The 16,034-nt window shown below is 63.9% G+C and carries 16 protein-coding genes; 7 read left to right on the plus strand and 9 right to left on the minus strand.

Annotated features, from left to right (window positions below; all coding sequences use genetic code 11):
• Position 1 precedes the first annotated feature (1 nt).
• Both ANI01nite_RS10010 and ANI01nite_RS10015 read left to right on the plus strand, forming a co-directional pair.
• Positions 2-457, plus strand: a complete 456-nt coding sequence (locus ANI01nite_RS10010; protein ID WP_141357772.1) for an NUDIX hydrolase — start codon at positions 2-4, stop codon at positions 455-457.
• A gap of 72 nt (positions 458-529) precedes the next feature.
• Positions 530-721 (plus strand): hypothetical protein, encoded by a 192-nt coding sequence (locus ANI01nite_RS10015; protein WP_013349261.1) that lies wholly within the window; start codon positions 530-532, stop codon positions 719-721.
• A gap of 15 nt (positions 722-736) precedes the next feature.
• Here the strand turns inward: ANI01nite_RS10015 and ANI01nite_RS10020 are convergent, their stop codons facing one another.
• Both ANI01nite_RS10020 and ANI01nite_RS10025 read right to left on the minus strand, forming a co-directional pair.
• Positions 737-1,687 carry a phosphotransferase gene (locus ANI01nite_RS10020; RefSeq protein WP_141357774.1) on the minus strand — a complete coding sequence of 317 codons (951 nt, stop codon included), beginning with the start codon at positions 1,685-1,687 and terminating at the stop codon, positions 737-739.
• A 51-nt stretch (positions 1,688-1,738) separates the two neighbouring features.
• Positions 1,739-2,491, minus strand: coding sequence for a metal-dependent hydrolase (locus ANI01nite_RS10025; RefSeq protein WP_141357776.1), 753 nt, complete (start codon positions 2,489-2,491; stop codon positions 1,739-1,741).
• Positions 2,492-2,553: 62 nt separating this feature from the next.
• Here ANI01nite_RS10025 and ANI01nite_RS10030 point away from each other — a divergent pair, with 62 nt between their 5' ends.
• Positions 2,554-3,042, plus strand: a complete 489-nt coding sequence (locus ANI01nite_RS10030; RefSeq protein ID WP_038990749.1) for a GNAT family N-acetyltransferase — start codon at positions 2,554-2,556, stop codon at positions 3,040-3,042.
• Positions 3,042-4,328 carry an alpha/beta fold hydrolase gene (locus ANI01nite_RS10035; protein WP_141357778.1) on the plus strand — a complete coding sequence of 429 codons (1,287 nt, stop codon included), beginning with the start codon at positions 3,042-3,044 and terminating at the stop codon, positions 4,326-4,328. Before ANI01nite_RS10030 ends, ANI01nite_RS10035 begins: the two co-directional genes overlap by 1 nt.
• Before the next feature lie 80 nt (positions 4,329-4,408).
• Here ANI01nite_RS10035 and ANI01nite_RS10040 read toward each other — a convergent pair whose 3' ends face one another.
• From ANI01nite_RS10040 to coaE, 5 genes are all read right to left on the minus strand, one after another.
• A complete protein-coding gene (locus tag ANI01nite_RS10040; protein WP_141357780.1) occupies positions 4,409-4,876 on the minus strand; it encodes a MarR family winged helix-turn-helix transcriptional regulator in 468 nt (155 codons plus the stop codon).
• A gap of 111 nt (positions 4,877-4,987) precedes the next feature.
• Complete coding sequence (locus ANI01nite_RS10045) at positions 4,988-6,019, minus strand: TerC/Alx family metal homeostasis membrane protein (protein WP_255314485.1); 1,032 nt, start codon at positions 6,017-6,019, stop codon at positions 4,988-4,990.
• A gap of 246 nt (positions 6,020-6,265) precedes the next feature.
• Positions 6,266-8,353 (minus strand): excinuclease ABC subunit UvrB, encoded by a 2,088-nt coding sequence (gene uvrB, locus ANI01nite_RS10050; RefSeq protein WP_038990744.1) that lies wholly within the window; start codon positions 8,351-8,353, stop codon positions 6,266-6,268.
• Positions 8,354-8,425: 72 nt separating this feature from the next.
• Positions 8,426-8,674 (minus strand): hypothetical protein, encoded by a 249-nt coding sequence (locus ANI01nite_RS10055; RefSeq protein WP_066138801.1) that lies wholly within the window; start codon positions 8,672-8,674, stop codon positions 8,426-8,428.
• A 2-nt stretch (positions 8,675-8,676) separates the two neighbouring features.
• Positions 8,677-9,273, minus strand: coding sequence for a dephospho-CoA kinase (gene coaE, locus ANI01nite_RS10060; protein ID WP_141357782.1), 597 nt, complete (start codon positions 9,271-9,273; stop codon positions 8,677-8,679).
• A 25-nt stretch (positions 9,274-9,298) separates the two neighbouring features.
• Between coaE and ANI01nite_RS10065 the strand changes: the two genes are divergently transcribed.
• The 3 genes from ANI01nite_RS10065 (at position 9,299) to ANI01nite_RS10075 (ending at position 12,913) form a co-directional block, all read left to right on the plus strand.
• Entirely contained in the window at positions 9,299-9,973 is a 675-nt protein-coding gene (locus ANI01nite_RS10065; RefSeq protein WP_141357784.1) for an IMPACT family protein, read from the plus strand.
• Entirely contained in the window at positions 9,970-11,151 is a 1,182-nt protein-coding gene (locus ANI01nite_RS10070; protein ID WP_255314486.1) for a class I SAM-dependent methyltransferase, read from the plus strand. Before ANI01nite_RS10065 ends, ANI01nite_RS10070 begins: the two co-directional genes overlap by 4 nt.
• A gap of 61 nt (positions 11,152-11,212) precedes the next feature.
• Positions 11,213-12,913, plus strand: coding sequence for a hypothetical protein (locus tag ANI01nite_RS10075; protein WP_141357786.1), 1,701 nt, complete (start codon positions 11,213-11,215; stop codon positions 12,911-12,913).
• Between the two features lie 28 nt (positions 12,914-12,941).
• On the opposite strand, the gene ANI01nite_RS10080 is transcribed toward ANI01nite_RS10075, so the two are convergent.
• Positions 12,942-14,186, minus strand: a complete 1,245-nt coding sequence (locus ANI01nite_RS10080; protein WP_141357788.1) for a hypothetical protein — start codon at positions 14,184-14,186, stop codon at positions 12,942-12,944.
• 323 nt (positions 14,187-14,509) lie between these two features.
• On the minus strand, positions 14,510-15,985 hold the full coding sequence (gene rpsA / locus ANI01nite_RS10085; protein ID WP_038990737.1) for a 30S ribosomal protein S1: 1,476 nt from the start codon (positions 15,983-15,985) through the stop codon (positions 14,510-14,512).
• Positions 15,986-16,034 lie beyond the last annotated feature (49 nt).

Genomic DNA, 16,034 nt, shown 5'->3' on the forward strand with positions numbered 1-16,034 from the left:
CATGAAGGCGATCAGCTACGTCATCTTGCAACACCGCGATGAGGTTTTGCTGCAGCTGCGCCAAGGAACCGGCTACATGGACGGGTACTGGAGCACTGCGGCCGCCGGGCATGTTGAGCCCGGCGAAGCTGCCCAGACCGCCGCCGTGCGTGAAGCCGGCGAAGAGCTGGGAATCCACATCGATCCGGCACAGCTTCAGCCGTTGTGCACGGTGCATCGTAACCAGCAAGCTGGCAGCTACGTGGATTTCTTCTTCCGCACCAGCCAGTGGGATGGTGTACCGAGACTTATGGAGCCGGAGCGAGCCGCGCAGCTGCGTTGGTTCCCGGTGGATGCCCTTCCGGATAACCTCGTTGAACAGGAAGATCTGGTACTTTCCAGGCTGGATTCCGACCTGCCGCCGATCCTTTCCATGGGATTCGGCACGGAAACGCCCCAGCCCCAACGTCTGGACTAGTCGCACACAATGCCCGCAACATCCTGCCGGAAACCGGTAGCAATGTTGCGGGCATCGTCGTAGGGTGTGGCCATGAATGGATTCAAGCTGCGCCTGCTTGGAGCAGGCATATTGCTGCTGGTCCTGATAGGGCTGCTCAGCGGTTGGTCGGAACTCTTTGCTTCCGGCGCATGGGTCGCGACCGTTCTCCAACTCGGCCTGATATTCCTCGGCCTTGCCCTGATCTACCGCGGGGAGAACGCCGAGATGCCCGGGTCCGGCTAGCAACAGGTCTTAGCATTACCCCAATCGGGCTTTGAGCCAGGCTACGCATGCCGTTGCCTGCTTGGCGTGATAGCTGCGCAGGGTGGGCAGCCCCGGAACTTCTGGCCTGCGCGCGGCATCAACATAGTAGGCAGCCAAACCAGCCAGCACTCCAGTCAGAGCATCGGAGCTCGCCGAGGCGAAAATCCGGTGGGATGATGCAATGGCGTCCGCATCCAGTGCCGGATCGAAAATCCTGGCCTCAACCAGCACCGTCAACGCGTCATACCACGCGGCTCCGCGCGAAGCCCACGGCCAGTCGACCAGAAGCACGCCCCCATCTTCGCCCAGCAAGATGTTGTCCGAGCGCAGATCGGTGTGCACCAGCTGGTTTCCGGCCAGCGCCCCAATTCCTTCGATGGCCAGTTCATGGAGTGCTTCCAGGTTTTGAGCCAACCAAGGGTCAGCAGGAATCCATTCATCAGCCATGATCCGAGCAAAACCGCTGGCATCCTCGCGCAGATCTACTTCGAGGGCAGGAAGCAAGCTGGTGATTCCAGCTGGCTGCTGATCCGCCAGCTGCGCGAGCGTGTCCAGCACCCGGATAAGCTCGTCGGCACCCCAGGGAAGCTGCGGGTTAACCCCTGGCGCTTGGTCGAAAATCAACGCTTCCCAGTCATCCCAGCGAATCCGTCCCAGGAATTTCGGAACCGGCATCGAAGCCGGGAGCATCGCTGCGATCTCCGCCTCTCGCGCATGCAGGGCGGCGCCCGGGCCATTCAGCCCGTGGCTGACAGCTTTGGCGAACACCTTCTGCCCTGCGGCGGTGAGCAGCCGGTCGGCGCTGCCCGCAGAGAACCCGCCGTATTGGCTATGCGCCGTGATGACTTGCGATCCCAGGTGCGATTCAATCAGTTCGCGCAGTTCGGCAGGAAGATCTGGCCAGCTGATGCGCTGGGTGTAGTGGATCGGCATAGTTCGGATCATGCCATGGCCTTAGGCCATCTCCCAAAAATGTTCTGGCGTGCCTGCGGGCAGCTAGGCGACGATCAGCGCGATGCCCACATAGGTGGTCAGTCCCGTGGCCAGCAGCCATTCGGAGGTGGAGCCGGTTTCGCCCAGAATCGGCAGCGCCACCCGGCCGTTGGACTTCCAGCAACCGCCGATGACCGGCATCCGGCGGAACCAGCGCGGGGAGCCGATCTTGATCGGCCACAGCAGATTGCAGCCTCCGATGATCAGCATGTCCCCCACCACGTGCGCGATCACGCCGATGGCCACCGCCAGCAGGAACCACTGGTTCTCCGCCGGAGTGTTCATCCCCACGAAGGTGCCGGCGGCCAGGGCGATAATCCAGCACAAGAGCGGCGGCATGAACTTCATGGTCTTCACCGCGAAGGAGATCAGCAGGATCGCGAACAGCGCCGCCGCCGGATAAACCGTCCCCAGGGCCGCGGTTTGCACATCCCAGCCGTTGGCCAGCCAGGCCAGGAAGATGAAGAAGGCGATGCCGATCAGCGAATGGGTGCCATTGCGGTGCCCGCCGGAAGCAGAACAGATGATCCGGGTGAAGATGCTGGAAATTGGCGGCAGTGAACGGGCGATCGTGGCCGAATGGTGATCGGCGTCGGGCAGCAGGGCGGCACCTGCGCACACGATCGCTCCGGCCAGGGTTTCCCAGCGGTCCATTTGGAAGGTGCCCAGCCCCAGGTTCACCGATCCCACGGTGACCGGAGTCGTTATTGCCAACCATGCGGCTGCGCCGCTCACCGCGTGGTGTCCACCCATCATGCATTCAACCTTAGGTCTGGTCACCGACGTTTTAGCGGTACGACGGAGGTAAGCTGGAACACATGAGTATTGTGCGTGAAGCTGTTCCGGGCGACTGCCCGCAGATCTTGGAGATGATCCAGGAATTGGCCGACTACGAGAAGGAACCAGATGCGGTGCACAACACCGTAGCTGATCTGCAAGAGCACCTCTTCGGCCCCAATCCCCAGGTTTTCGCCCACGTGGCCGAGGATGAATCCGGCGAGCTGAAGGGCATGGCCCTGTGGTTCCTGACCTACTCCACCTGGGAAGGCCGGCACGGCATCCACCTGGAAGACCTCTACGTGCGCGAAGCGCGACGCGGTTCGGGCACCGGAACCGCGTTGCTGCGCACCCTGGCGCAGATCTGCGTCCAGCGCGGCTACAAGCGCCTGGAATGGTCGGTGCTGGATTGGAATGAACCGGCGATCAAGTTCTACGACGCGATCGGCGCCGGTTCCATGGACGGCTGGACCACACGCCGCCTGGACGGCGAAGCACTGCACGCACTTGGCACCCGAGGAGCAAACTAATGCGGCATTACCGCGGCATGGACGTCACCGACCATCGCATCGAGGTCCCGCTGGACCATGCAGACCCGCAGGGCGAGAAGATCTCGATCTTCGCCCGCGAGATCAGCACCGACGCATCAAAGCCCTGGCTGCTGTTCCTGCAGGGCGGGCCAGGCGGCAAGTCCCCGCGCCCCGGTTCCCTCTCCGGGTGGCTGGCCGAAGCCACCAAGCACTTCCGCGTACTGCTGCTGGACCAGCGCGGCACCGGGCTGTCCACCCCGGCCAACCGCAAGACCCTTCCGTTGCGCGGGGACTCGGCGGCCCAGGCACGCTACCTCACGCATTTCCGGGCCGATTCGATCGTGCGCGATGCCGAGGCGCTGCGCGAGCACCTGGGCATCGCGCGATGGAGCACCCTGGGCCAAAGCTACGGCGGGTTCTGCACCCTGACCTATCTCTCGCTCTTCCCGCAGTCGCTCACCCGCTGCCTGGTCACCGGCGGGCTGGCCTCGCTGGATGCCGATGCGAAGACCGTCTACCGTGCCACCTACCAGCGCATGGCCGAACGCAACCGCGAGTACTTCTCCTGGTATCCCGAGGACTATGAGACGCTGCACAGGATCTACGAGCATGTGCGCGCCAATGACGATGAGCGCCTGCCCAACGGCCAGCGCGTCACCGTCCCGCTGGTGCAGATGCTGGGCATGTACCTGGGCGGCAACACCCGGGTGCACCTGCTGCACCACATCTTTGAGGAGGCCTTTAGCGATACCCCGGGCGGCGAACGCCTCTCGGACGCCTTCCTCGAAGCGCTGAACGCGCAGTCCTCGTTCGCATCGAACCCGCTCTATGCGCTGATGCACGAAACCATTTACGCGCAAGGCGAGGCGACCAATTTCGCCGCGGAACAGGTCTTGCCGGAGTTCCCGGATTTCACACACCACGCGGCGACCCCGTTGCTGACCGGCGAGATGATCTACGGCTGGCATTTCTCCGACGATCCGGCCTTGCGCCCCTTGGAGGATGTGGCCCGCATCCTGGCCGAGCACGAGGGCTTCGGCCCGTTATACGACCTGGACGTGCTGGCCAAGAACAAGGTGCCGGTGGCCGCGGCGGTCTACCACGACGATGTATATGTGGACCGCGAGCTTTCGCTGCGCACGGCCTCGCAGGTGGCAGGATTGCAGGTGTGGGTGACCGAGGACTACCACCATGACGGCATCGGCGATGACGGCCCGGCGATCTTCCGCCGCCTGCTGGCCATGGCCAATGGCGAGGAACCCCAGGCCGCGTCCAACGACGACTAGACAAGGGAGCCGATCCGTCAGCTGAGATGGCAAACAGGCAACGCGCTTGAATCCCGCCGAGGATTCAAGCGCGTTGCCGATTAAGCCTGCTGTCCGTGGGTGTCCAGCTGCGCGGCGACCTGGCCATTGAGCCGTTGCAGCAGCGGCACCGCCTGCGCCATAACCTGCCGCTCCTCGGCGCTGAAGGAATCGATGCCGCCTGCCAGCGAAGCGATCGCGCGCTGCCGGTAGGCTTCGATCGCTTCCTTGCCCTCGCTGGTCAAGCTGACCAAGCTGGCACGGCCGTCCTTCGGGTCCGGCTGGCGCTGCACCAACCCGTCATTCTCCATGCGAATGACCAGGCCGGTCATGGTCGGCTGCGCAACGCGCTGCTCAACAGCCAAGTCTCCCACGCGTTGCGGACCCAAGCGGTCCAAGGTGGAAAGCACCCGCCACGCGGTGACTGATCGGCCCTGCCCTGCCGCGCGTCCAAGCAGCCGCGACATGGTGCCCGAGGCGAGTGCCACGCCGGTGGCAATATCGCTGGCTTCTGTTGATGGATCGCTCATGGGAATCACCTTAGCAGAACTGCATAGGCACACTATCCGGGTACGCAAAACCCGCCAGGACCAGTTCAAATGAACCGGTCCCGGCGGGGCTGTTATTCGCGCTACCCGGGGTTAGTCGTGCTTCGCGTGCTCAGCGGCGTCGGCCAATGCGGCGGCTTCGGCGTTCGCGGCTGCGCGCTTGCCCCACGGGCTCCACAGCGAGAGCACGGTGGCGATGACGATCGCGCCGAGGATCACCAGCAGCGAGAGGCCAACGGAGATGTCCAGCCACGCGTAGTGAAGCGGTTCGCCGCCGTTGATGAACGGCACCTGGTTCTCGTGCAGGGCGTGGAAGACCAGCTTCACGCCGATGAAGGCCAGGATGAAGCTCAGTGCGTGCTTCAGGAAGACCAGGCGGTTCATCAGCCCGCCGAGCAGGAAGTACAGCTGGCGCAGGCCCATCAGCGCGAAGATGTTCGCGGTGAAGACGATGAACGCGGACTTGGTCAGGCCGAAGATCGCCGGAATCGAGTCGAAGGCGAACAGCAGGTCGGTCATGCCGATGGTCACGAAGACCAGCACCATCGGGGTGAACAGCTTCTTGCCGTCGACCACGGTGCGCAGCTTGGCGCCATCGAAGTCCTTGGAGATCGGCAGCTTGCTGGTCAGCTTGCTGACCAGGCCGCTTTCCTCGTCCTCGTCCTCGTCCTTGAGCTGGTTCCATGCGGTCCACAGCAGGAAGGCGCCGAAGATGTAGAAGACCCACGACCACTGCTCGATGATTGCGGCACCGAGCACGATGAAGATGGCGCGCAGGATCAGCGCGATGATGATGCCGAACATCAGCACTTCCTGCTGGTACTTTCGCGGTACCGAGAAGCGGGCCATGATGATGATGAAGACGAACAGGTTGTCCACCGACAACGCGTATTCGGTGATCCAGCCGGCGTAGAATTCCTGGCCGAGCTGCGGGCCGGCCTGCCACCAGATCAAGCCGCCGAAGGCGATGGCCAAGCCGATGTAGATGCTGACGAAGATGCCAGCTTCCTTCATGGAAGGAATGTGCGGACGCTTCGTTACGTACAGTAAGTCAGCGGCCAAGATCACGCACAGGACTACCAGTGCGATGATCTCGAATTGAAGGCTAATTCCAGAAGTGCCCACGGACGAGCGACCTTTCGTTGGAGGGTATGTCAAAATCGCCGCAAGTCTCTCCGCCGCCTGCACGGTGCCCGAAATCTTGTGGCACCCGTAGTGCTGGTCGGCTGCTGCGCCCGGCGGAACATCATTGGTCCGCGTGTTGACGTTCACAGCATTGGGATACTCCCCTACGTCCAGTGATCAAGTGTAGCGCACAGGAACCGCACAGGGTCAGTGGATGTCGCCACACTGCGCTGAACAGCACCCTGGTTACGCGTGGCCGGCGGCCTGCATCTGGCGCAGTTCCTTCTTCAGCTCGGACACTTCGTCGCGAATGCGGGCAGCGAGCTCGAACTGCAGTTCGGCGGCCGCCGCGTGCATCTGCTCGGTCATTTCCTCGATCTGGCCCAGCAGGTCCTCGGCCGGAGCCGCGGCCAGGCCATCCTTGCGCACCGCCGGGGAGGCCTTGCTGCGCTTGGCATTCTTCGCCAAGCGGTTGTTGTTCAGCAGCTCCTGGGTATCGGCATCTTCGCGCGCCAGTTGGTCGGTTATGTCGGCGATCTTCTTGCGCAGCGGCATCGGGTCGATCCCGTGCTCCTTGTTGTGCGCTTCCTGGATCGCCCGGCGGCGGTTGGTCTCCTCGATTGCCTGGTCCATCGCATCGGTGATCTTGTCCGCATACATGATGACCTGGCCGGACACGTTGCGCGCGGCACGGCCGATGGTCTGGATCAGCGAGGTGGCCGAGCGCAGGAAGCCCTGCTTGTCCGCATCCAGGATCGCCACCAGCGACACCTCGGGCAAATCCAGGCCCTCGCGCAGCAGGTTGATGCCGACCAGCACGTCGAAGGAGCCCATGCGCAGCTCGCGCAGCAGCTCCACGCGGCGGATGGTGTCCACGTCCGAGTGCAGGTACTGCACCCGGACCTGGTGCTCGGTCAGGTAATCGGTCAGATCCTCGGCCATGCGCTTGGTCAGTGTGGTGACCAGCACGCGCTCGTCGCGGTCCACCCGGGTGCGGATCTCGTCGAGCAGGTCGTCGATCTGCCCCTTGGTCGGCTTGACGATGATCTCCGGGTCGACCAGGCCGGTCGGGCGGATGATCTGCTCGACAAAGCCGTCGGACTTGCCCAGCTCGTACTTGCCCGGGGTGGCCGAGAGGTACACCGTCTGCCCGATGCGCTCCAGGAACTCGTCCCACTTCAGCGGGCGGTTGTCCATCGCCGATGGCAGGCGGAAGCCGTGCTCCACCAGGGTGCGTTTGCGCGACATGTCGCCCTCGTACATGGCGCCGATCTGCGGCACGGTCACATGCGACTCGTCGATGACCAGCAGGAAGTCGTCCGGGAAGTAGTCCAGCAGGCAGTGCGGTGCGGAACCTGCCTCTCGGCCGTCAATATGCCGCGAGTAGTTCTCGATGCCGTTGCAGAATCCCATCTGCTCCATCATTTCCAGGTCATAGGTGGTGCGCATGCGCAGCCGCTGGGCCTCGACCAGCTTGTTCTGCGACTCCAGCTCCTTCAGCCGCACCGCCAGCTCGTCCTCGATGGACTTGATGGCCTTGCCCATCCGCTCGGCGCCGGCCACATAGTGGCTGGCCGGGAAGATGTACATCTCGGTTTCCTCGCGGATCACCTCGCCGGTGACCGGGTGCAGCGTGTAGATGGCCTCCACCTCGTCGCCGAAGAACTCGATGCGCACCGCCTGCTCCTCGTACATCGGGATGATCTCCACGGTGTCGCCGCGCACCCGGAAGGTGCCGCGGTGGAAGTCCATGTCGTTGCGGGTGTACTGCATGGCGACGAACTGGCGCAGCATCGCGTCGCGGTCCAGTTCCTCGCCCTGGCGCACGGTGACCATTCCGGCCACGTATTCCTCGGGGGTGCCCAGGCCATAGATGCAGGAGACGGTGGCGACGACGATCGTGTCGCGGCGGGTGAGCAGCGAGTTGGTGGCCGAGTGGCGCAGCCGTTCGACCTCCTCGTTGATCGAGGAGTCCTTCTCGATGAAGGTATCGGTTTGCGGGACGTAGGCCTCGGGCTGGTAGTAGTCGTAGTAGGAGACGAAGTACTCCACCGCATTGTTCGGCAGAAGCTCGCGGAATTCGTTGGCCAACTGGGCGGCCAGGGTCTTGTTCTGCACCAGCACCAGGGTGGGGCGCTGCACCTGCTCGACCAGCCAGGCGGTGGTCGCGGACTTGCCGGTGCCGGTCGCGCCGAGCAGCACGATGTCCTTCTCGCCGGCGTTGATCCGCTCGGTCAGCTCCTTGATGGCCTGCGGCTGGTCGCCGGCGGGCTCGTACTCGCTGATGACTTCGAAGGGGGCGACCACGCGCTTGATCGGCTGTGCAAGACTCATGCTTCCAGCATATCCACTTGCACCGGCCGATGGCCGCTCGCCCGAGCCAGCTTTCAGCTTAATGCCCAGGTGCTACTTGCGCATCCCGTAACGGATCGCATTGCGCTTGACGGTGCGCTGGATGCTGCTGCCGAAGAAGCCGACGGTCATGACGGTCGCGGCGGCCAGGCCGATCAGGCCCAGCCAGCCGGAAATGTAGACCACCGGCGAATACGGCCCGGATTCGCTGGCGACGAATTCCTCGCGGCCGCCGAATCCCAGCCACAGCACCAGTGCTGCGGCAAAGGCGAGCAGGGTGGTCCACTTGCAGATCTTGTACATTGCTACTCCTGTGCTGGGGCCAATTGGCGGTAGAGGGAGGCGACCTGGGCCTCGAGTTCTTCCAGGCTGCCGGAATTATCCAGCAGGTAGTCGGCCACTGCCGCCCGCTGCTCGTCCGTGGCCTGAGCGGCCATCCGGGCTTCGGCGTCGTCGCGGCTCCAGCCGCGGTCCTGGACCATGCGGCGGATGCGTTCATCATGCGGGGCCTGGACGACGATCACGGCATCGAAGCGGTCCGCCTGCCCGGACTCGACCAGCAGCGGGATGTCCTCCACCACCAGCGCACCGGGTGCCGCGGCCTCGCGCAGGGCATCTGCCTGCTCGCGCACCAGCGGGTGCACGATCTCGTTGAGCTTGGCCCGCTGCGCCGCATCGGAGAATACGATCGCGCCTAAGGCGGGCCGGTCCAACGACCCGTCGGGCAGCAGAATCCCCTCGCCGAAGGTGTCCTTGATCGCAGCCAGCCCGGGCGTGCCGGGTTCCACGACCTGGCGGGCTAATGCGTCGGCATCGATGACGACGGCGCCCAATGATGCTAGTTTGGCCGCGACCGCCGATTTTCCGGAGGCCACTCCCCCGGTCAGTCCCACATGCTTCATGCTTCCACCCTATAAACTAAGGGGGATGAACACCAACGACTCGGCCGCGACCCGGTACACGACTTTGACCAGCGATTGCGTGCACGAGCTGGAAATCAAGCGTTCGCGCTTCATCACCTACCTCTACCGGGTCGAGACCGAGGCGGCCGCCCGCGAGCATATTGCCGCACTGCGCAAGAGCCACTTCGATGCCCGCCACCACTGCAGCGCGTTCATCCTGGGCCCCGATCGGATGGCGCAGCGCTCCAACGACGACGGCGAGCCCTCGGGCACCGCCGGCATTCCGATGCTCGATGCCCTGGCCAAGCGCGAAATTGCCGACGGCAGCGTGCTCTCGGACGTGCTGGCCGTGGTGGTCCGCTACTTCGGCGGGATCAAGCTCGGCGCCGGCGGGCTGGTCCGCGCCTACTCCGAGGCGGTGTCCTCCGCGCTGGACCAGGCGCAGCTGCACCTGCGCCAGCGCATGCGGATCCACACCTTCGCCGCCTCCCACGCCGACGCGGCCCGCTACGAGAACGAACTGCGCGCCGCCGGCTACCAAATCGAGCCGACCGCCTGGCAGGCCGATGCCGCGATCGTGCAGGTCGGCATCCCGGACACCCCGGAAGCCGCCGACCAGCTGCGCACCCATATCGCCACGCTCACTTCCGGCGCCGGAGAACTGGCCGCCGCCAACACGCAATGGGTTGACCTGATTTGAACACTGCCGCTGATTCCCACGACGCCGACGAGGGCGCCAGCGCGCTGCAGGCCCTGCTTCCCGCGCTGCGCCGCTGGCCCGATGTCGAAGCGCCGAACCTCTTCGCCGCCGATGCCTCGGACCGGCTCATCCTTGACTCCTGCGCCGCCGCGTCCGGAACCGGCTCCTGGCCGGCATCCATCGCGGTGATCGGCGACCACTACGGCGCGCTGGCACTGGGCTCGCTGGCGCTTGGCAGCACGAGCGTGCGCGTGCACACCGATTCGCTCACCGCCCGCCGGGCCATCGAGGCCAACCTGGCCCGGCTGATGCCCGAAGCGGCCGAGCGCCTCGACTTCTTCCCGCTCCAGCAGGTCGCCGCGCAGGCCAGCGTCGTCCTGCTGGCCCTGCCCCGCGGATTGGACGTGCTTGGCGAGCAGGCCGCCGCGGTGGCCGACGTGGCCGCCCCCGGTGCACGGCTGTTCGCCGGCGGCCGGATCAAGCACATGAGCCGTTCCATGAACGAGGTGCTCGCGGCGCATTTCGAGCGCGTGGACGTCTCGCTGGCCCGGCAGAAGTCCCGGGTGCTCACCGCCAGCAGCCCGCGCGCCGAGCAGCCCGCCAGCAGCTTCCCGGCCACCGCCACCCACCAGGTGCGCGGCACCAGCTTCACCCTGCATGCCGGTGCCGGGACCTTCGGCAACGCGCGGCTGGACCCGGGCACCCGGCTGCTGTTGGAAAACCTGCCGGATCTGTCCGAACACAGCACGCTCGTCGATTTGGCCTGCGGCAACGGCTCGATCGGCATCTTCGCCGCCCTGCGCAATCCGCAGCTGCGCGTGGACGCCTCGGACCATTCGGCTTCCGCCGTCGCCTCCACGCTGGCCGCCGCGCAGCGCAACCAGCTGGCCGGCCGCATCACCGCCGTGCAGGATGATGCCCTGAGCCGCCTGCCCGATGCCAGCGCCACACTCATCACGCTGAACCCGCCCTTCCACATCGGCAACACCGTCACTGCCGACATCGCGTTCAAGCTGATCGACGACGCCGCCCGCGTGCTCGCCCCCGGCGGCACCTTGCTGTGCGTGTTCAACTCGCACCTGCGCTACCGCAGCGAACTGGTTCGCCGGGTCGGCCCCACCAGGCAACTGGCCCGCGACAAGACCTTCACCGTCACCGCATCCACCCGCGCGCACTAGCTTTTCCACAGCCCGCGTCCCGCCCCGGCACGCCGCGCGCGACCAGCCGCATGCTGGGTCCATGAGCGGAACAATCAGCCAAGCCCTCGCCGGGCTGGCACAAGCAATCGAGGACACGCCGGCCCTCAACGTCGACGACGCCCTGGCCTTGGCCGCGTTCCTCCCCCGCCTGCAGCAGACCCTGCTCCCGGACGCTTCGTCCACCCCGCCCTCCGATGTTCCGTCCGCAGGCCGCGTGCCGCACTACCTGCACGACCCGCGCTATGCCCTGGCCTTGGCCACCGCCGCCGAGGCAGCAACCCACCAGGGACAGCGCCTGCAGATCTACGCGGCCCACCTCGTTGAGGACACCGCCGCCCACACCCTCATCCCGGAAGAGCTGGCCGCTGCCCGCGAGAACCGCAGCGATTTCAGCATTCCCGCCACGCGCACCGGAGCGCGGCCCGGCTCCCCCGGCCCCGCGACGCTGTTGGCTTCCTGGCTGCGTACCGAGCATTTCGAAGCGAAACGCCGCATCCAGGCCGCCCACCACGTCTACGCGCAATACGGCTACCAGCACCAGAGGTACCCTGCACAGTTCCCGCTGCTGGCCGAGCGTTTCAATGACCCGCACCAGCCGCCAGCCGAAGTGCTCAGCGCGGCCCGGCGCCTGGCCGCGCTGGAACCCACTCTGGACGAATTCGCCGCACCGGCCACTGCCTCGGCGCTCAGCGAAGACGGCGAGCTGCTTGAATCCGTCGTCGATGAGCACTTGGATGAGCCTGATCCGGGCACCCGCCGCCGCTTGGTCGGCAACTTCCTCAAGGCCCAGAAGGAACGACTCGGCAAGAAGCGGCCCGAAGCGCTGGAAGGGGTGTTCCGGCGAGGTGAACGCGACGGGCTGGTTCATTACGATCTCGCCCTGCGCCCCACCCGTGCGGAGCTCTTCGAGTCGGGCATCTCGCAAATCGACAATCCACGCTCTGCACCGGGCCAGGCCGCGCGCCAAGCTTTCACCGATCCGCTGCAAGACGATCCAGGGCAAGACACTGGAGACGGCACTTTCTACCGGCCAGGCAGTGGAACCCATCCGGACTTCGTCACCGATGAAGAAGCCGCGGCCAGCGAAGAACCTGGCCCTGAGCCACTTTCTCCCGCGGCACGCCGTCTCAACGGCCTGTTGAATTTGCTGGAGATCAATTCGAAACGCTTGCAGGAGCTGCTCCACGCAGTGCAGAACGGAGAATCCGGACAGGGCACCGAAGATCTTGCTGGCGGCTCCGTCAAGGTCCCCGCCATCACGCCGAAAATCGTGGTAATGCTGACCTTGGATGAGCTGGAAGGCCGGGCACGAACCCACGGCATCACCCAGCATGGATTCAAGCTCAACGCTACCGACCTGCGCCAGACCCTCGCCAGGGCACGCATCATCCCGATGGTGCTCGGCGGCAAGGGCGAGCTGCTGGATATCGGCCGCAGCCAACGCAAGCATCCGGGATACATGCGGCTGGGTATCGCCGTGCGCGATCGCGGCTGCATTGTGCCCGGGTGCACCATGGATCCCGAGCGCTGCAACATCCACCACATCTGGTTCTGGTCCGAGGGCGGTGTCACCGCGGTCTATTGGAGCGCGATGCTCTGCGACACGCATCATCATGACGTGCATGCCGGACTGATCAAGGTCATTCCCGATGGCGGGGTGCCCAAGGTCATCCTGCCCAGCTTCATCGATCCTGCCCAGCAACCGGTACGCAACAACTACCACATGGCAGCGGCCGCCTAGCTCGCGGTCCTACGGCATCCATACCAGGTTAGATCAAGAATGGGCGCCCACCGTGCACGCGCACTGCATGGGCGTTGATACCTATGGGATGCAGGTCGATCCGGTCGATCTCGGCCCGCTTGTTATTGTCGAAGTCATCGCCAAGAACTGAGTCGCCATTCGGCGTCTTAACCGCCAGGCGTCGTTTGCTGCGGTTCAGCGGTTCGCGTGCGGATTCCGGAGAGTAGTAGGCGCTCGCCTGTTTCCCTCCCCCATAGAGCCAGGATGCCCGCACGGCAATCGGGCGCGAGCCCCATCCGCTTAATCCCGCGATGACCAAACGCTGGCCGGTTCCTTCAAGCAGTTTCCCATTCAGGTTCTCCCCGTAGACCCAGGGCTGGGCCGCAATGCCCAGGAACTCCTCGTGGGAGAGCTGATTGACCGCATACACCCCGTGCTCGGGGCAAACCTCGGAACAGAAAATGAATCGCGGATCTTCGAATTCCGTCTTGGATCCGTTCTTGTCGTCGTTCCGGCACAGGCAATTCGCGGTTTCATCCGTGTCGATGAGGATCGCGTTTCCGCAGGCCCGTAAAGAGGTTGGGCCGATCCGGTGATCCGCTGGCACTTCGAGTGCGAAAAGGCCCATTGCTTGCAGGTGCATCCAGCGCAATACGCTGATCAGCAAGCTGATGCCCAACAGGATTGCCGCGGCCAACACGTCAAGCCGGTATCCTTCATCCAAGTCATGCAACGAATGCACTTCTGTGCTGATCAGTTCCCAGCCCAGCCGGAGAATCGGATAAGCCAGGGCGCCCAACGCCAGTTTCCAGACCGTGGGCGACATTTGCTTGGTGATTCCGAAATCGCGTTCCTGACCCGCGGCCAGTTCGATGCCGCCTGTTGCTTCACGTTTCCAGGATTTCAGCTGGCGTCTGAACCGGGCATCGAGGATGACTACTGTCAGGGAGAGCAGAAGGAAATAGGCCATCGACAGCATCAGCATCCGTTGCAGATCCCCGGCAGGGGCCAGCAGCAAATAAACTCCAGCTGCTACACCCAATCCCATCCACGGTGCTTGCCGGCCGCCGCCGAAGATCATGGCGAGGACGGTAGCGATCATCGAAAAGGACGCGATATGCCAGAAACCCTGGTCGAGGTACGGCGAATGCAGAAGATCTTGACGGACGAGGATCACTAAAGCAACCAGTGGAAGCCAGGTGGCTGCCGCCACCCAGAAATTGGGAATGGTGCGTGGAACGGACGCCCATTCTTCGTGGCTGACCTGGCGCATCGGGATCTGACGCCCGGCAACGGTACCTGCCGCGTAGCCTGCCTGCGAATTCCTTGCCGTTGCCATGTGCTTATACCTGTCGTTTGCGAATCCACCTGATCGGTAGACTTTTAGTCTAGCGTCAGCAGGTATTAATCTCAGTGCTCCTCGGGAGCTATTTCTGGCCGGCCACCGTCAGCATAAATAATTACGAAGAAGACTGGCCGCAGCGATAAACCGGACATATCCACGGGTTAACGAACGAAGGTCCAACCCTTGCAGGGTTGGACCTTCGTAGATCAGCTAAAGCTAATCACGATTTCCGCACGTGGCAGAAGCCGGAATTAGTTGCCGGTCAGCTTCTCGCGCAGTGCAGCCAGTGCTTCGTCCGAAGCCAGGGTGCCTGCATCGGTGGCTGGTGCCTCCGAGGAGTACGAAGCTGGAGCTGGCTCGGAACCACCGGCAGCAGCAGGCTCAGCTTCTGCATCGGCGGCGATTGCGGCAGCAACCTGCTTCTTGTGCGCTTCCCAACGCTCCTGGGCAGCAGCGTACTGTGCTTCCCATGCAGCGCGCTGAGCGTCGAAGCCCTCGAGCCATTCGTTCGACTCTGGGTCGAAGCCCTCTGGGTACTTGTAGTTGCCGGCCTCGTCGTACTCTGCAGCCATGCCGTAGAGTGCTGGGTCGAACTCGGTGCCCTCTGGGTCAACACCTTCGTTAGCCTGCTTGAGCGACAGCGAGATGCGGCGGCGCTCCAGGTCGATGTCGATGACCTTGACGAACAGCTCGTCGCCCACGGAGACAACCTGCTCGGCCAGTTCAACGTGGCGAACTGCCAGCTCGGAGATGTGAACCAGGCCTTCGATGCCGTCTTCGACGCGTACGAACGCACCGAATGGAACCAGCTTGGTAACCTTGCCCGGTACAACCTGACCCAGTGCGTGGGTGCGGGCGAAGGTCTGCCATGGATCTTCCTGGGTAGCCTTCAGCGACAAGGAAACGCGCTCGCGGTCCAGATCGACTTCCAGAACCTCGACGGTGACTTCCTGGCCAACCTCGACAACCTCGGATGGGTGGTCGATGTGCTTCCAGGACAGCTCGGAAACGTGTACCAGGCCGTCTACGCCGCCCAGGTCCACGAAGGCACCGAAGTTGACGATGGAGGAAACAACGCCCGGACGAACCTGGCCCTTTTCCAGCTTGTTGAGGAAGGTCGAGCGGACCTCGGACTGGGTCTGCTCGAGCCATGCACGGCGGGAGAGCACAACGTTGTTGCGGTTCTTGTCCAGCTCGATGATCTTGGCTTCGATTTCCTGGCCGATGTATGGAGCCAGGTCGCGCACACGGCGCATCTCGACGAGCGATGCTGGCAGGAAGCCACGCAGGCCGATGTCCAGGATGAGGCCACCCTTGACAACCTCGATGACGGTACCGGTAACGACGCCGTCCTCTTCCTTGATCTTTTCGATGTCGCCCCAAGCGCGCTCGTACTGTGCACGCTTCTTGGACAGGATCAGGCGGCCTTCCTTGTCTTCCTTGGTCAGGACCAAGGCTTCGACGCTGTCGCCAACGGTGACAACTTCACCTGGGTCGACGTCGTGCTTGATGGAAAGCTCGCGGGAAGGGATGACACCTTCGGTCTTGTAACCGATGTCGAGCAGAACTTCGTCGTGGTCAACCTTGACGACGGTGCCTTCGACGAGGTCACCATCGTTGAAGTACTTGATGGTGGCATCGACTGCGGCCAAGAAGTCCTCAGCAGATCCAATGTCGTTGATTGCGACGACTGGTGCGCTGTTGTTCTCGTTCGAGGTGATGGTCATGTAGTAGGGACTCCGATGTGGATAGATTTGATCAGTCGAAACCCCGGAA

It is taken from the genome of Glutamicibacter nicotianae, from assembly GCF_006539525.1.
In the GTDB taxonomy this organism is placed as follows: Bacteria; Actinomycetota; Actinomycetes; order Actinomycetales; family Micrococcaceae; genus Glutamicibacter; species Glutamicibacter nicotianae.

What these genes read in the sequence shown, in the direction of transcription:
- ANI01nite_RS10010 (WP_141357772.1), top strand. Translation starts at nt 2, where the DNA reads ATGAAGGCGATCAGCTACGTCATCTTGCAACACCGCGATGAGGTTTTG.
- ANI01nite_RS10015 (WP_013349261.1), top strand. Translation starts at nt 530, where the DNA reads ATGAATGGATTCAAGCTGCGCCTGCTTGGAGCAGGCATATTGCTGCTG.
- ANI01nite_RS10020 (WP_141357774.1), bottom strand. Translation starts at nt 1,687, where the DNA reads ATGATCCGAACTATGCCGATCCACTACACCCAGCGCATCAGCTGGCCA.
- ANI01nite_RS10025 (WP_141357776.1), bottom strand. Translation starts at nt 2,491, where the DNA reads ATGATGGGTGGACACCACGCGGTGAGCGGCGCAGCCGCATGGTTGGCA.
- ANI01nite_RS10030 (WP_038990749.1), top strand. Translation starts at nt 2,554, where the DNA reads ATGAGTATTGTGCGTGAAGCTGTTCCGGGCGACTGCCCGCAGATCTTG.
- ANI01nite_RS10035 (WP_141357778.1), top strand. Translation starts at nt 3,042, where the DNA reads ATGCGGCATTACCGCGGCATGGACGTCACCGACCATCGCATCGAGGTC.
- ANI01nite_RS10040 (WP_141357780.1), bottom strand. Translation starts at nt 4,876, where the DNA reads ATGAGCGATCCATCAACAGAAGCCAGCGATATTGCCACCGGCGTGGCA.
- uvrB (WP_038990744.1), bottom strand. Translation starts at nt 8,353, where the DNA reads ATGAGTCTTGCACAGCCGATCAAGCGCGTGGTCGCCCCCTTCGAAGTC.
- ANI01nite_RS10055 (WP_066138801.1), bottom strand. Translation starts at nt 8,674, where the DNA reads ATGTACAAGATCTGCAAGTGGACCACCCTGCTCGCCTTTGCCGCAGCA.
- coaE (WP_141357782.1), bottom strand. Translation starts at nt 9,273, where the DNA reads ATGAAGCATGTGGGACTGACCGGGGGAGTGGCCTCCGGAAAATCGGCG.
- ANI01nite_RS10065 (WP_141357784.1), top strand. Translation starts at nt 9,299, where the DNA reads ATGAACACCAACGACTCGGCCGCGACCCGGTACACGACTTTGACCAGC.
- ANI01nite_RS10075 (WP_141357786.1), top strand. Translation starts at nt 11,213, where the DNA reads ATGAGCGGAACAATCAGCCAAGCCCTCGCCGGGCTGGCACAAGCAATC.
- ANI01nite_RS10080 (WP_141357788.1), bottom strand. Translation starts at nt 14,186, where the DNA reads ATGCGCCAGGTCAGCCACGAAGAATGGGCGTCCGTTCCACGCACCATT.
- rpsA (WP_038990737.1), bottom strand. Translation starts at nt 15,985, where the DNA reads ATGACCATCACCTCGAACGAGAACAACAGCGCACCAGTCGTCGCAATC.